13 protein-coding genes are annotated in these 14,108 nt (G+C 50.3%); 12 read left to right on the forward strand and 1 reads right to left on the reverse strand.

Annotation, left to right across the window (positions count from 1 at the left end; all coding sequences use genetic code 11):
- Positions 1 to 57 precede the first annotated feature (57 nt).
- Entirely contained in the window at positions 58 to 642 is a 585-nt protein-coding gene (locus EH243_RS00225) for an IclR family transcriptional regulator (RefSeq protein WP_126156626.1), read from the forward strand.
- Positions 643 to 824: 182 nt separating this feature from the next.
- Here the strand turns inward: EH243_RS00225 and EH243_RS00230 are convergent, their stop codons facing one another.
- Positions 825 to 1,421, reverse strand: a complete 597-nt coding sequence (locus EH243_RS00230) for a helix-turn-helix domain-containing protein (RefSeq protein ID WP_126156627.1) — start codon at positions 1,419 to 1,421, stop codon at positions 825 to 827.
- A 275-nt stretch (positions 1,422 to 1,696) separates the two neighbouring features.
- Here EH243_RS00230 and glnT point away from each other — a divergent pair, with 275 nt between their 5' ends.
- The 11 genes from glnT to EH243_RS00285 all read left to right on the forward strand — a co-directional run bounded on the left by glnT (position 1,697) and on the right by EH243_RS00285 (position 14,065).
- Positions 1,697 to 3,028 carry a type III glutamate--ammonia ligase gene (glnT, locus tag EH243_RS00235; RefSeq protein ID WP_126156992.1) on the forward strand — a complete coding sequence of 444 codons (1,332 nt, stop codon included), beginning with the start codon at positions 1,697 to 1,699 and terminating at the stop codon, positions 3,026 to 3,028.
- Positions 3,029 to 3,068: 40 nt separating this feature from the next.
- Positions 3,069 to 3,986: a class II glutamine amidotransferase gene (locus EH243_RS00240; protein ID WP_126156628.1), complete on the forward strand. Its 918-nt coding sequence runs from the start codon at positions 3,069 to 3,071 to the stop codon at positions 3,984 to 3,986.
- Positions 3,986 to 4,669: a GltB/FmdC/FwdC-like GXGXG domain-containing protein gene (locus EH243_RS00245; RefSeq protein WP_126156629.1), complete on the forward strand. Its 684-nt coding sequence runs from the start codon at positions 3,986 to 3,988 to the stop codon at positions 4,667 to 4,669. Before EH243_RS00240 ends, EH243_RS00245 begins: the two co-directional genes overlap by 1 nt.
- A 22-nt stretch (positions 4,670 to 4,691) precedes the next feature.
- A complete protein-coding gene (locus tag EH243_RS00250) occupies positions 4,692 to 6,020 on the forward strand; it encodes an FMN-binding glutamate synthase family protein (RefSeq protein ID WP_126156630.1) in 1,329 nt (442 codons plus the stop codon).
- 112 nt (positions 6,021 to 6,132) lie between these two features.
- A complete protein-coding gene (gene purU / locus EH243_RS00255; protein ID WP_126156631.1) occupies positions 6,133 to 7,002 on the forward strand; it encodes a formyltetrahydrofolate deformylase in 870 nt (289 codons plus the stop codon).
- 9 nt (positions 7,003 to 7,011) lie between these two features.
- Positions 7,012 to 7,875: a bifunctional methylenetetrahydrofolate dehydrogenase/methenyltetrahydrofolate cyclohydrolase FolD gene (folD, locus tag EH243_RS00260; RefSeq protein ID WP_126156632.1), complete on the forward strand. Its 864-nt coding sequence runs from the start codon at positions 7,012 to 7,014 to the stop codon at positions 7,873 to 7,875.
- 59 nt (positions 7,876 to 7,934) lie between these two features.
- Positions 7,935 to 9,179, forward strand: coding sequence for an FAD-dependent oxidoreductase (locus EH243_RS00265; protein ID WP_126156633.1), 1,245 nt, complete (start codon positions 7,935 to 7,937; stop codon positions 9,177 to 9,179).
- Between the two features lie 10 nt (positions 9,180 to 9,189).
- The gene (locus EH243_RS00270) at positions 9,190 to 9,507 is read left to right on the forward strand and encodes a sarcosine oxidase subunit delta (RefSeq protein WP_126156634.1); all 318 of its coding nucleotides are present in this window, start codon (positions 9,190 to 9,192) and stop codon (positions 9,505 to 9,507) included.
- Positions 9,504 to 12,404, forward strand: coding sequence for a 2Fe-2S iron-sulfur cluster-binding protein (locus EH243_RS18745; RefSeq protein WP_126156635.1), 2,901 nt, complete (start codon positions 9,504 to 9,506; stop codon positions 12,402 to 12,404). The genes EH243_RS00270 and EH243_RS18745 overlap by 4 nt, the downstream gene beginning before the upstream one ends.
- Positions 12,405 to 12,406: 2 nt before the next feature.
- Complete coding sequence (locus EH243_RS00280; RefSeq protein ID WP_126156636.1) at positions 12,407 to 13,084, forward strand: sarcosine oxidase subunit gamma; 678 nt, start codon at positions 12,407 to 12,409, stop codon at positions 13,082 to 13,084.
- 195 nt (positions 13,085 to 13,279) lie between these two features.
- Positions 13,280 to 14,065 carry a hydratase gene (locus EH243_RS00285; RefSeq protein WP_126156637.1) on the forward strand — a complete coding sequence of 262 codons (786 nt, stop codon included), beginning with the start codon at positions 13,280 to 13,282 and terminating at the stop codon, positions 14,063 to 14,065.
- The last annotated feature ends 43 nt before the right edge of the window (positions 14,066 to 14,108 follow it).

Genomic DNA, 14,108 nt, shown 5'->3' on the forward strand with positions numbered 1-14,108 from the left:
AGTAAAAGCCATCTGCCTTTTTAAAGGCAGGTGGCTTTTCTGTTTATTTGGCGATGAATGATCGTGATTGCCCTGTCTGTTCTTTATTCCAGTCGACTCAAGGCGCCCCGTAAGGCGATTCTTAAAGACTTGGCTGATCAGATCGGCGAAACCTGCGGTATCTCCATCCCGGATGGTATCGATATGATCTATTATGATCGCATTCAAAGCGATTGGCCGCTGCAGATAAACCTGCCGATCGGTAGCCGGACGCCTATCTGGTGCACCGCGAGTGGCAAGCTCTACCTAAGTTCATTGGCGAAGGATAGGCGACAGCGTATTCTGAAAAAGCTGCCGTTAGAAAAGCGTGCGCGTAATACTCAGATTGATCCTTTGCAACTGGAAGCCGAATTAGCAGACACGGCTAAGCTTGAACGGGGTATCGATAATGAAGAGTTTATCGATGGTATGGTGGCGCTCGCCGTACCGATCAAGGATAAGAAGGGGCGGTTATTCGCCTGTTTATTTACCCATGCGCCGATTTTGCGTAAGAGTTTAGATGAACTACTCCAGTACGAAGCGTTGTTACGTGATGCCGCGAATGAATTAGGTGATTTGATTGGCGATAACGCGATTGAGTCAACCGATAGCGGTCGACAATAGGCTAATCAAACGTACTGATTGAACCCCAAGTGTATCTGCTTAACCTCTTAGCAAAACCCTCTTAGCAAAACCCTCTTAGCAAAACGCCATCGATGCTCGGTCGATGGCGTTTATCGTTTTAGCCAACGTCTCAGCATCAATGATGCTTTCCTATCTTTATTTCAATGATCTAGCAGTGCTTCTTACGTCTTATCTTCATAGTGAATAATAGATAGTAGCTTAATCGGCACTTCTAACAGGGTTTCCGGCCCGTGAGGGATTTCGGCATCAAAGGTCAGGCTATCGCCGGGCTCCATGTTGTAGAGATGATTACCGTGGCGATACAGGATCTTGCCACTCAGCAGGTGAAGAAACTCTTCGCCGGGGTGAGAGAAAGTAGGGAAGACCTCCGATAGATCATCCATGGTGACCAAAAAGGGCTCAAAGGTTTTTTTGCCGCCACGTTGATAGGTTAGCAGCTGGTAAGTGTGACCCTTCTCAGTGCCTCTGCGTACTACTTCTAAACCCGTATCCGCTTTGGTGAACTGCGCTCCCCCTTCAGGTCGGTCGAAGTCATTAAATAACTTTGAGATCGGTAATCCTAGCGTAGAACAAAGGCGGCTCAGTGTTTCTAGGCTGGTGGATACCTGGGCGTTTTCAATCTTACTGACCATGCCTTGGCTGATACCGGATATCCGTGCCACATCGGTAATTTTCAGTCCCTCATCAAGGCGAGCTTTTTTAACCTTCATACCGATGTAGTGATCGAGCTCGAATTTTTGTCCTTTATTATCTGCCATTTATTTGCCCTTGTTTGGGGCGTCGTGAACCAGCGTTGTGCGCCTGTTCATGCGTCCTGTAGCGAATTTTGATAAGGCATATATTCCCACAAAGATACTTTTTTTACTAGATGCTTTAAAATCAATGAGTTATCCTATGAGGAAAATAATATTCCTAAAAAGAACTTTTCTGGCACAGGCGTTGCTTTCTTAATAATCATAAATAATTACTGTTAAGAAAAATTATGGATCTGCTCTCTCTCGGGGCAGAACTCAGTATCAAACGGAGGGCTACCATGCCACAGGATTCAGAGAAGTTTATTGCGGATAACGACATTAAATATGTGTTGGCTCAGTTTGTTGATATCCATGGGGTGGCAAAGACAAAATCTGTGCCGGCTAACTGCTTGATGGATGTGGTTGAGAAGGGCGCTGGCTTTGCGGGTTTCGCGGTTAGCGGCATGGGCATGGAGCCTCATGGTCCTGACTTTATGGCACGGGGTGATCTTAGCACCTTGTCTACAGTACCTTGGCAGCCAGGTTATGCCCGCATCGTTTGTGAAGGTTATGTGAATGGTGAGCCGCATCCTTATGATAGTCGGGTGGTGCTAAAGCGTCAGTTGAAGCTGTTAGATGATAAAGGCTGGACGTTGAATACTGGGCTTGAGCCTGAATTTTACCTGTTCGAACGAGACAGTAACGGTGGTTTGGTGACCGTTGATAAAACCGATGTGTTGGATAAGCCTTGCTATGACTATAAAGGTCTATCTCGCTCACGGGCATTTTTGGAAACATTGGTTGAGTCACTGCAAGCCGTTGATTTTGATGTGTACCAGATCGACCATGAAGATGCTAACGGTCAGTTCGAAATCAACTACACCTACGGTGATGCGCTACAGTCCGCTGACCGATTCACCTTTGTCCGTATGGCGGCCGGTGAAATTGCTAATGATATGGGGATGGTCTGCTCCTTTATGCCAAAACCTGCCTCAGATCGCACCGGCAACGGCATGCACTTCCACCTGTCGATTACCGATGAAGAGGGTCGTAACCTGTTTGGTGATGATAGCGATGTGAATGGCATGGGCTTATCTAAAATGGCGTATCACTTCACCGCCGGTTTGCTGCATCACGCTAAAGCGCTATGTGCCTTCGCTGCACCTACCGTGAACTCCTATAAACGATTGGTGGTTGGCGGTTCTGCATCCGGTGCGACTTGGGCGCCAGCGTTCATCGCCTACGGTGACAATAACCGGACTGCCATGATTCGTGTGCCTTATGGTCGTCTTGAGTTCCGTCTACCGGATTCCGGCTGTAACCCTTATCTGGTACATGCTGCCATTATCGCCGCAGGTTTAGATGGTATTGAGCGTGAACTGGATCCAGGTACGCCTGAGAACATCAACCTGTATGCCATGACCGAGCAGGAACGTTTCGATAAAGGTATCGATATTTTACCTCAAAGCCTGAATGAAGCGATCAATGAGCTTGAGGCCGATACGGTACTAGCCGAGCGGATAGGCAACGAAGTGGTCGCCGAATTTATTAAAACAAAACGCGAAGAATGGATTGATTACAGTCGGCATGTGTCCGATTGGGAAGTTAACCGTTACGCAGAATTCTTCTAAGCCTAGAAAGCTTACATTGTCGATTTAAGAGGACATAACTATGTGTGGAATTGTTGGCCTTTATTTGAAAAACAAGGCTTTAGAAAATCAACTGGGTGAGTTGTTCGAACCTATGTTGATTGCGATGACCGATCGCGGCCCTGACAGTGCCGGTTTTGCAATCTACGGTGATGAAGTGCCTGAGGGCAGCATCAAACTAACCCTGCGTCATGCGAATGAAGATTATGATTGGGCTGGTTTGGCGGGCAAGCTGAAACATGAGTTGAATGTCGGCGTTGAGTGGTTCAATAACAGCAAAGTGGCGATCTTTAAAATTGCGACGAGCGATGGTATCGCCGAAGCCTTTATTACTGAAAATGCGCCGGATGTCCTGATCTTGAGTGCCGGTCAATCGATCGAAATTCTGAAAGAAGTTGGGTTGCCTGTAAATATCGCTAAAACCTTCAACCTGAAAGGGATGAAGGGCAGCCACATCATCGGTCATACCCGCATGGCGACTGAGTCTGCCGTCACCATGGAAGGTAGCCACCCGTTCTCAACCGGTATGGACCTTTGCTTGGTACATAACGGTTCACTGTCTAACCACAACCGTCTGCGTCAAGAACTGCAACGCGAAGGGATTGTGTTTGAAACCGAGAATGATTCGGAAGTGGCGGCAGGCTATCTGACTTGGCGTCTAAAGCAGGGCGACACACTTAATGAAGCACTGACCAACTCCTTGAAAGATCTGGATGGCTTTTTCACCTTTACCGTCGGTACTCGGGATGGTTTTGCCGTGATGCGTGATCCTATTGCTTGCAAACCGGCAGTGATGGCAGAAACCGATGACTATGTGGCGATGGCCTCTGAATACCAAGCATTAACCACTTTGCCGGGTATTGAAAACGCCAAAATTTGGGAACCAGAAGCCGCCACTATCTATGTCTGGGAACGCAGCAGCGAAACAGGAGTGAAATGATGAAAACAATTAATTTAGCTGAAAGCACCGTTCGCGACCTGAACCAGGCGCTGCATGATCAGGCGATTGAATGCACCGAGCGGGAATGGGAAGTATTAGAGCCTAAAGGCCAGCACAACATCGCTTGCGGCCTCGATCAGAATATCTCGGTCGATATTAAAGGCCCTACCGGTTATTTCTGTGCCGGTATGAATAAAAAAGCCCACATCACTATTCACGGCAATGCCGGTCAGGGTGTAGCGGAAAACATGATGTCAGGTTCTGTCCGGGTTAAGGGCAATGCCTCTCAAGCCGCAGGTGCGACCGCTCATGGTGGTTTGCTAGTGATCGAAGGTGATGCGGGCGCGCGTTGCGGTATCTCGATGAAAGGCGTGGATATTGTGGTTAAGGGTAGCGTTGGCCACATGAGTTGTTTCATGGGGCAGGCGGGTTCATTGGTGGTCTGCGGTGATGCGGGTGATGCCTTAGGTGATTCCCTGTATGAAACCCATATCTATGTGAAAGGCGAAGTGAAATCTCTAGGGGCTGACTGCATCGCCAAAGAGATGCGTGACGAACATATAGAAGAGCTATCAGAGCTGCTGAATCGTGCTGGCGTTGATGAAGATGTCACTGCATTTAAACGCTATGGCACTGCCCGCCAGCTTTACAACTTTAAAGTAGATAACACCGCTGCTTACTAAGGCCGATTTCGAGGATAAAACGATGAGTGACGATATTAATGTAAAACCAGGTCTGCGCGAGTCTGCAACGTTTGACCGCAATACGATGACCGAAATCCGCCGTGCTGCTGAAACCGGTATCTATGACATCCGTGGTTTTGGTGCGAAGCGTAAGCTGCCTCATTTTGATGATCTGCTGTTTTTGGGCGCCAGTATGTCCCGTTACCCATTGGAGGGTTACCGTGAAAAATGTAATACCTCGGTAACACTGGGTACGCGTTACGCCAAAAAACCGATCGTCTTGGATATTCCGGTGACGATTGCCGGTATGAGTTTTGGTGCGTTGTCGGCCAATGCCAAAGAAGCGCTTGGCCGTGGTGCATCCTTGATGGGTACTTCTACAACGACCGGTGACGGCGGTATGACCCCGGAAGAGCGTGGCCAATCGACCAAACTGGTCTATCAGTATCTGCCATCCCGTTACGGTATGAACCCTGATGATCTGCGTAAAGCGGATGCGATTGAAGTGGTACTCGGTCAGGGCGCTAAACCTGGCGGCGGCGGTATGTTGTTAGGTCAGAAAATTACCGATCGCGTAGCGAAAATGCGGACCTTGCCAATGGGCGTGGATCAGCGTTCAGCTTGTCGTCACCCCGATTGGACCGGTCCTGACGATTTGGCGATTAAGATTCAGGAACTGCGTGAAATTACCGATTGGCAGGTGCCTATCTATATCAAAGTGGGTGCTACCCGTACTTACTATGACGTTAAGTTAGCGGTTAAAGCGGGCGCGGATGTGATCGTGGTCGATGGTATGCAAGGCGGTACGGCAGCTACTCAAGAAGTATTTATCGAGCATGTTGGTATTCCAACACTGGCGGCGATTCCTCAAGCGGTTCGCGCACTGCAAGAGATGGGTATGCACCGCAAGGTTCAGCTGATCGTGTCCGGTGGTATTCGCAACGGTGCCGATGTGGCTAAGTGTATGGCACTCGGTGCTGATGCGGTAGCGATCGGTACAGCGGCACTGGTCGCGTTGGGTTGTAACCATCCTAAGTATGAAGAAGAGTTTAAAAAGATCGGTTCTGCGGCTGGCTTTTATGATGACTATCATGAAGGCAAAGACCCTGCCGGTATCTCTACTCAAGATCCTGAGTTGATGAAGCGTTTAGACCCAGTGGCTGCCGGTCGTCATTTGGCTAACTACCTTAACGTGCTAACCCTTGAAGCTCAGACCCTGGCCCGCGCCTGTGGTAAGAACGACCTGCGCAACCTAGAACCTGAAGATTTGGTGGCCTTGACCGTTGAATCAGCAGCGATGGCCAACGTTCCGTTAGCCGGTACTAGCTGGATTCCTGGTAAGGGGTTCTAAGCAAGAGATAACTCACTAAATAATAATGGAGGCCTCACGGGTTACGAGCGTATCCCGTGATGGTTATCCATTAATCTGAATAAAATAAAACGGAGACTATGGAGTCGCCATCATGAGTAAACACGAAGCAGATAATGAGATTGTATTAAGAGCCAGTTGTGTCGCGGGAAGCGGCATTGTGGCTAAAGTTACCACCTTTCTGGCGGAACGTGGCTGTTATATCAGCGAACTGGCACAGTTTGATGATGAAGGCAGCGGCAACTTCTTTATGCGAGCCCGCTTCCATGTTGAAAGCGGCGGCTATTTGATCAGTGATTTGCAACAGGAGTTTCCTGAAGTCGCTGAGAGCTTCGGCATGACTTGGGAGATGGTTTCCGTTAAGGCGCCGATGAAAACCCTGATCATGGTGAGCAAGTTTGATCACTGTCTTGATGATCTGTTGTATCGGTTACATAAGGGTGAAATCAATATGGAAGTCACGGCGATCGTGTCTAACCATAAAGATTTACGGTCGATGGCTGAACGGGAAGGTATCCGCTTTGTCCACTTGCCAGTCACTAAAGATAACAAGTTAGAGCAGGAAGCGGCGCTGATGGATATCGTCGAAGAGACCGGCTCTGAGTTGATCGTGCTAGCACGTTACATGCAGATTCTCAGTGATGGACTGTGTAAGCAACTGAGTGGTCGTGCGATCAATATTCACCACTCATTCCTGCCAGGCTTTAAAGGCGCAAAACCTTACCATCAGGCCCATGCTCGTGGGGTTAAACTGATCGGTGCAACCGCCCACTACGTTACTTCAGATCTAGATGAAGGTCCTATCATCGAGCAGTCCGTACAGCCGGTTGATCATACCTTTAAAGCGGATGCGCTGGTGGCCATGGGTCGTGATACTGAAACTGTGGCACTGGCTCGGGCAGTTAAGCTGCACACCGAGCATCGTGTTTTCCAAGATGGTAACCGAACTGTTGTATTCAAATAGGTATTGATCATGAACCGTTTAATCGATGGCAAGAAAATTTCAGCCGCAGTGGTTGAACAGTTGGCACTCGATACCCGTGAATTTATTGCCACATCGGGTGTAACACCCGGTCTGGCAGTAGTACTGGTGGGGGAAGACCCTGCCAGTCAGGTATATGTGCGCAATAAAGTGAAACAGGCAACGGCGGCGGGTTTTAACTCCACCGAGCACCGTTTGTCAGCGGATACCACTCAGGCCGATCTGAACGCGCTAGTTGAACAACTGAATAACGACCCCTCTGTGCATGGCATCCTCGTGCAACTGCCATTACCGGCACAACTGAGTGAGCCGGATATCATCCGTTTAATCGCTCCTCACAAAGATGTTGATGGTTTCCATCCGCTCAATGTTGGCGCGCTGGCTTCCGGTGGTGCCGATCTTATTCCCTGCACACCGATGGGCTGCATGATCATGCTTGAGCAAACATTGGGTGATCTATCCGGTAAGCATGCGGTGGTCGTTGGCCGCTCTAATATCGTGGGTAAGCCGATGGCGGCATTGCTGTTACAGGCAAACTGTACGGTGACCATTGTCCATTCTCGTACGCAAGATATTGAAGCGATCTGTCGTGAGGCGGATATCTTAGTGGCGGCGGTTGGCCGGCCTGAGATGATCAAGGGTAGCTGGGTTAAGCCGGGTGCAACCGTGATCGATGTGGGTATCAATGCGGTTGAGAAAGAGGGTAAACGGCGACTCGTTGGCGATGTCGACTTTAGCGAAGCGGTCGATGTGGCCGGAGCCATCTCTCCAGTACCGGGTGGTGTTGGGCCGATGACAATAGCCTGCCTGATGAAGAATACCCTGACGGCTGCGCGCCAACAGATGTCTGTCTAATCCCTAGGACTCGTCTTAGGGTAATACAGAACATGTGACATTGAATGGAGGAGAGGTTAATGCCTTTCTCATTACTGAAATACGGTCTAAATAAAGACTACCCGTTTGAACAAAATGCGGATCTGCCATCGCCTTCGGCGCTGAAGCCTCACTACGATGTAGTGATTATCGGTGGTGGTGGTCACGGTGTAGCGACCGCGTATTATCTGGCGAAATACCACGGTATTACCAATGTCGCGGTGCTGGAAAAAGGTTATCTCGGCGGGGGTAACACCGCGCGGAACACCGCGGTTATCCGCTCTAACTATCTCACCTCTGAAGGGGTTAAGTTTTACAGCGAATCGGTAAAACTGTTTCAGGGTTTATCCAACGAATTTGATTTCAATATTATGTATTCCAGCCGTGGTCAGTTGACCTTGGCACACACGGATGCCGCGATTCGTGGCTTCCGTCAGCGTACTGAAGTGAATAAGCATTTCGGTGGCAAAACTGAACTGATCGACCCGCAACAGATTCGTGAATTAGTACCGAGTCTTAATATGAATCCCGCGGATCAGCCTGTCTTGGCGGGTCTGTGGCATATCGATGGCGCAACTGCACGCCATGATGCAGTCGCCTGGGGCTATGCGAAAGGCGCGACTCAGCGCGGCGTTGAACTGCATCAGTTGACTGAAGTGACCGGCGTTGATGTCGATAAAGGCAAAGTCACCGGTGTACAAACTAACCGTGGCAAGGTCAGTTGTGGTTGTGTGGTACAGGCGGTAGCTGGTCATAGTTCTATCGTCGGAGCGATGGCGGGCATTCGTATGCCTATCACGACTTATCCGCTACAGGCGATGGTCACGCAACCGGTTAAGCCGTTTCTTAATCCATTGGTTAGCTCACCGGCACTGCACTGTTATGTACAGCAGACGGGTCGTGGCGAACTGGTGTTCGGTGGCGGCTCGGATCCTTACCCCTTGTATAACACCCGTTCGACGATGGAGTTAAAAGAGAGTCTGTTAGCCCATGCGGTAGAGCTGTTTCCCTTTATGGCGAATATGCGCTTGATGCGCCAGTGGGCAGGGTTAACCGATATGACGACCGATTACAGTCCTGTTATGGGTCTTAGCCCCGTCGAAAATTACTACCTTGATGCTGGCTGGGGCACTTGGGGTTTCAAGGCGACACCGATCTGCGGCAAGACGATGGCTGAACTCGTGGCAACCGGTAAGGTGCCGGAACTCATCAAACCGTTCTCTATGGCGCGTTTCGATACCTTCCGCCAGGTTAATGAGATGGGCGCTACGGCGGCCAGTCACTGAGGAATCTGCAATGAAGATTATTAATTGTCCTCTGAATGGACCCCGAAATAGTAGTGAGTTTGTCCACGGTGGCGAGGTTCGGCAGATGCCAGACCCGAATAACTGTACTGATAAAGAGTGGGCAGACTACGTTTTTTATAGTGATAACCAGATCGGCGTGGTAACTGAATGGTGGTTACATGCACCTTCTGGCTATTGGTTTATCGCTGAACGGCATACCGGCAGTGATGAGATTTTACGCACCTATGACCCCTCTGAGATATATACCAGCCGGGTCGAGTTTAAGGCAAAAGTAGAGCCGAGTGCGTCTGAGGAGGTAACCGTATGAACAGCGAGAAGCGCCTTAATGCCCCCGCAGGGCTGCTGATCGACCGGGAAAAACCCCTCTCGTTCAGTTTTGAAGGGCAGCAGTATAGCGGCTTTGAAGGCGATAGCATTGCCAGCGCATTACTGTCTAACCAGCAATGGCTAATGTCCCGTTCGTTTAAATATCACCGTCCTCGTGCGCCATTAACCATGGCCGGTCAGGATGCCAATACCTTAGTGCAGCTTGGTGGTGAGCCCAATGTGTTGGCTGACCGACAGATGGCCGCAGAAGGTATGCGGATCGAAGGGCAAAACTATAAAGGCACCTTGGAAGGGGATAAAGATGCCTATCTGGGTAACTTTGGTCGCTTTATGCCGGTGGGCTTCTACTACCGTAGTTTCTTCAAACCGATGGGTGTGTGGGATAAGTGGGAAGGCTATATCCGTAAGAAAGCCGGATTAGGCAAGATCGATCTGGATTTTAAACCGGAATATTACGATAAAAAATATCTGTTCACCGATGTGGTTGTGATCGGTTCGGGGCCTGCAGGGTTAAGTGCTGCGTTAAAAGCGGCCGATGCCGGCGCCCAGGTGTTGTTGGTTGAAGAGATGCCCCTGTTGGGCGGCGCGCTGACCTATAACCGTTTCGATATCGAGGGCGTTCAGGCCGATAGCCTGCGTCATGAACTGATTGAGAAAGTGACCGCTCACGCCAAGATTGAGGTGATGACGGATACCGTTTGTAACGCGTGGTTTACCGATAATTATCTGCCGCTGATCAAAGGTAAGCGGTTGTATAAGTTACGGGCGAAGGAGTGCATCGTCGCCTCCGGTGCCTATGAGCAGCATGTCGTTTTCCGTAACAATGACCTGCCGGGCATTATGCTCTGTAGTGCAGTCACCCGCTTGATGAAGCTGTATGCGGTTAAGCCGGGCAGTAAAGCGGTGGTGTTGACCGGTAATGATGATGGTTATTTGACCGCGTTGGAACTACTGGATAATGGTGTTGAAGTCTCCGCCATTGTCGATCTGCGCCCACAACATCCTTGGCCTGAACTGCTAGGGATGGTGAAACAGAAGGGTATCAAGGTCATACAGAACAGCACTGTCTATGAAGCGATCCCGAGTAAAGGTAATAAGCATATTTGTGGCGTTGATATTCGCACCATCGTTGCTGAAGGCGAGGTGAGTGCGGCGGGTAGTACGCTCGACTGCGATCTACTCTGTATGTCGGCCGGTTATATGCCAGCTTATCAACTGCTCTGTCAGGCAGGCGCGCAGCTAAGCTATAAAGATGAGTTGGCTGAGTTTCAGCTGTCTGGGATACCTCAAGGGGTTCATATCGCCGGTTCCGTGAATGGTCTGCATACACTGGATGCGGTTGTGACGGATGGTGCCAATGCGGCGCTTCGGGCACTCCGTAATCTGGAACTCAGTGATGAGGCTGAACAGCCGGTGAGCTGTCAGGCGAAACCGAACTTTAGCTGGCCCATCTTTAGCCATCCGAAAGGTAAAGATTTTGTCGATTACGATGAAGATCTACAGGCGAAAGATATTGTTAACGCCACCCGATTGGGCTATCGCGATGTTCAGTTGGTTAAACGTTTCTCTACGGTTGGGATGGGACCCTCACAGGGGCGTCACTCAGCCTTGCCGACCGCGCGTTTAGTTGCAAAATCAACCGATCGTACCGTGACTCAAACCGGTGTGACCACCGCACGACCACCGTTTGCACCGGAAAAACTCGCCCATGTGGCTGGCCGGATCTTTGATCCTCGTCGTCATACGGCGATGCATCATCGTCACCTAGAACTGGGGGCGAAAATGATTGCCGCCGGTAACTGGCGTCGTCCAGCCTATTATGGTGATGCGGCGCAGCGGGATCGCTGGATTCGTGAAGAAGCGGAGCATGTTCGTGCTAAAGTGGGCTTGATCGACGTGAGCACACTCGGTGGCATCGAACTACGTGGCCCCGATGCGGCAGAGTTTATGAATCGCATCTATACCTTTGTGTTCCTTAAACAGCCGGTGGGACGAACCCGTTACGCGGTGCTGACGAACGAGCATGGGGTGGTGATTGACGATGGTGTTGCTTGCCGGATCGCAGAAGATCACTTCTATGTGACTGCGACGACCAGTGGTGTCGATCGTGTCTATCGTGAGATGACTAAGTGGAATGCGCAGTGGCGTTTAGATGTTGATATCTTACATGTAACCTCCGCCTTTGCAGCGGTGAACTTAGCGGGCCCCGATTCCCGTAAAGTGCTTGAACAGTTGGTGAGTGATGTTGATCTGAGCCCTGAAGGCTTTCCCTATCTTGCTTATCGGGAAGGTAAGGTGGCCGATATTCCGGCACGCTTATTACGGGTGGGTTTTGTGGGTGAACTGGGTTATGAGATACATGTGCCTGCTCGCTATGGTGAAGCCCTTTGGGATGCGTTAATGGCGGCCGGCAAGGCGTTTGATATTAAGCCGTTCGGCGTTGAAACACAGCGCCTGTTACGACTGGAAAAAGGCCATGTGATTGTCAGTCAGGACACTGATGGGATGAGTCATCCCGGTGAGCTGGATATGACCTGGGCGGTGAATCGTAAAAAGCCCTTCTTCATCGGTTGTCGTTCAGTGGATATTGTGATGGCGCAACCACAAACCCGTAAGCTGGTGGGCTTTACCTTACCGACGGGTAGTACCAAGCCTGAAGAGGGACATCTGGTATTAAAAGGGGATCGCATTGCCGGCAACGTCACCTCCTGTGAATACTCGTCTGCGCGACAGGCGATTATCGGTTTGGCGTATGCGGATATTACCGATAGTGAACCCGGCTCGAAGATTAGCATTCGTGTAGACGGTGTAGAGATTATAGCCGATGTGGTGACATTGCCTTTCTATGATCCTGAAAACTTAAGGCAGGAGATGTAATCATGAGCCTAATAACCCCTGAACAGTTTGATAGCCGTAGTTTTATCTATCGCAAACATCAGCAGGCTGAGTTTATCGAAGTGGCCGGTGCTGCACAGGTGCTAAGTTATAAAGAACAGAGCCTACAAGGGCAGAGCGGTCCAGACATGGGCTTGACCGATCTGTCCGTTCTACCGCGGTTTGGCTTGCGAGGCCCAGCGGCCGGTGATGCGCTGGTCGCGGCGGGGCTGCTGCAGCCTGAGAAACCCAATACACTGACCCTGTCGGATGAAGGTCTGATGGTGTTGCGTTTGGGTTACAACGAGTACTGGCTGCTTGCAGTGCCCGGTGCCACCGTTGATCTACAGGCGCTCGAGCAGCAACTCACCAGCCCCGGTATTTATCCGGTGTACTGTCATGACAGCTACGCTTGGTTAGTGATGTCCGGTGATCATCTGGCCGATGTGATGGCGAAAGTCTGCGCGGTCGATCTGCGGGAACAAAGCTTTGCCTCGGGTGATTTAGTCATGACGTCACTGGCACGTGTCAGTGGGATTATCTGTCATCATCAAATGGCGGGTAAGAGCGTTTTCTCGATTTTCAGTGATAGTGCTTCAGCCGGCTATCTTTGGGATGCACTGTTGGATGCGATGGGTGAGTTCAATGGCGCTCCCAGCGGTCAACATAGTTTAATTAAATAACCAGTTCCATCACCTAAAAACCGGCTGGTATCTCCTCCGATACCGCTGGTTTTTCTTTATCCCCTATCATATTTAAGCCGCGCTTAAATCATCCCCTCTTTTTTTGGTTTGAAACCCTTCCTATCGTCCGGCTTTCAGGTACAGTGAGCGTTTTGATCGGTGTATCAAAACCTTTAACTGATTCTAGGACCTCCTATGCAGCAGGCAGACACTCAAGCGGCCGCTCAGACATTACTCACGCGACGGTTGAACCGCCGTATCACTGGGCCACTGGCGGCTCAATATCGTCCTGATTCTGTATCTGACGCGTTGGCTATCCAGCGGTGTTTGATTGAATTGATGGCAGAGCAAGGGGATGCTGTTGGTGGCTGGAAATGTGCACTGCCGATCGCCGTGGACGGATTGACCGATGCGCCGGTGGTGGCGCCAATTTTTAGCCGTAGTCTCCATGCTGATTCACCTTGCCCGATACAGTTGGACAAGGGCCTCTGCAAGATCGAACCGGAGATTGCGTTTTGTTTTGGCCAGGATCTACCGCATCGCGAGGCGCCTTATACTGAGTCTGAGATCGTGGCGGCCCTATCGGGTGCGCACTTAGCGTTGGAGTTGATTCTTAGCCGTTACCTGAATCCCGGATCGATTAGCTATATTGAGCATTTGGCGGACTGTTTGTTTAATCAGGGGCTATTTATTGGGCCTGCGATCCCCTTAGAGCAAGCATTTAAGGCAAGCGCGATTGAGTTTAAGTTGACCACCTCACAAGGCACGCAAAGCATTGCCGGTAAACATCCTTGTGGCCTGCCGCAGGCACCACTATTCTGGTTGGTTAATTTTCTCAGCCAGCAGGGTGTCGATATCAAAGCGGGGCAGCAGGTGATTACCAGTTCCTATGCGGGTGTGCTCGATATCGCACCGACAGAGGAGGTTAGCTTAACCTATGAAAAGCTCGGCGAAATCAGATTGCAGTTCAAGAGTGACTGAGTGGTCATTCACCAACGGTAAGATTAATAACAACATAAAAGAG

Source organism: Amphritea opalescens (assembly GCF_003957515.1).
GTDB classification, from domain to species: Bacteria; Pseudomonadota; Gammaproteobacteria; order Pseudomonadales; family Balneatricaceae; genus Amphritea; species Amphritea opalescens.

What these genes read in the sequence shown, in the direction of transcription:
- EH243_RS00245 (WP_126156629.1), top strand. Translation starts at nt 3,986, where the DNA reads ATGAAAACAATTAATTTAGCTGAAAGCACCGTTCGCGACCTGAACCAG.
- folD (WP_126156632.1), top strand. Translation starts at nt 7,012, where the DNA reads ATGAACCGTTTAATCGATGGCAAGAAAATTTCAGCCGCAGTGGTTGAA.
- EH243_RS00240 (WP_126156628.1), top strand. Translation starts at nt 3,069, where the DNA reads ATGTGTGGAATTGTTGGCCTTTATTTGAAAAACAAGGCTTTAGAAAAT.
- EH243_RS00225 (WP_126156626.1), top strand. Translation starts at nt 58, where the DNA reads ATGATCGTGATTGCCCTGTCTGTTCTTTATTCCAGTCGACTCAAGGCG.
- purU (WP_126156631.1), top strand. Translation starts at nt 6,133, where the DNA reads ATGAGTAAACACGAAGCAGATAATGAGATTGTATTAAGAGCCAGTTGT.
- EH243_RS00270 (WP_126156634.1), top strand. Translation starts at nt 9,190, where the DNA reads ATGAAGATTATTAATTGTCCTCTGAATGGACCCCGAAATAGTAGTGAG.
- EH243_RS00265 (WP_126156633.1), top strand. Translation starts at nt 7,935, where the DNA reads ATGCCTTTCTCATTACTGAAATACGGTCTAAATAAAGACTACCCGTTT.
- EH243_RS00285 (WP_126156637.1), top strand. Translation starts at nt 13,280, where the DNA reads ATGCAGCAGGCAGACACTCAAGCGGCCGCTCAGACATTACTCACGCGA.
- EH243_RS00250 (WP_126156630.1), top strand. Translation starts at nt 4,692, where the DNA reads ATGAGTGACGATATTAATGTAAAACCAGGTCTGCGCGAGTCTGCAACG.
- EH243_RS18745 (WP_126156635.1), top strand. Translation starts at nt 9,504, where the DNA reads ATGAACAGCGAGAAGCGCCTTAATGCCCCCGCAGGGCTGCTGATCGAC.
- EH243_RS00230 (WP_126156627.1), bottom strand. Translation starts at nt 1,421, where the DNA reads ATGGCAGATAATAAAGGACAAAAATTCGAGCTCGATCACTACATCGGT.
- glnT (WP_126156992.1), top strand. Translation starts at nt 1,697, where the DNA reads ATGCCACAGGATTCAGAGAAGTTTATTGCGGATAACGACATTAAATAT.
- EH243_RS00280 (WP_126156636.1), top strand. Translation starts at nt 12,407, where the DNA reads ATGAGCCTAATAACCCCTGAACAGTTTGATAGCCGTAGTTTTATCTAT.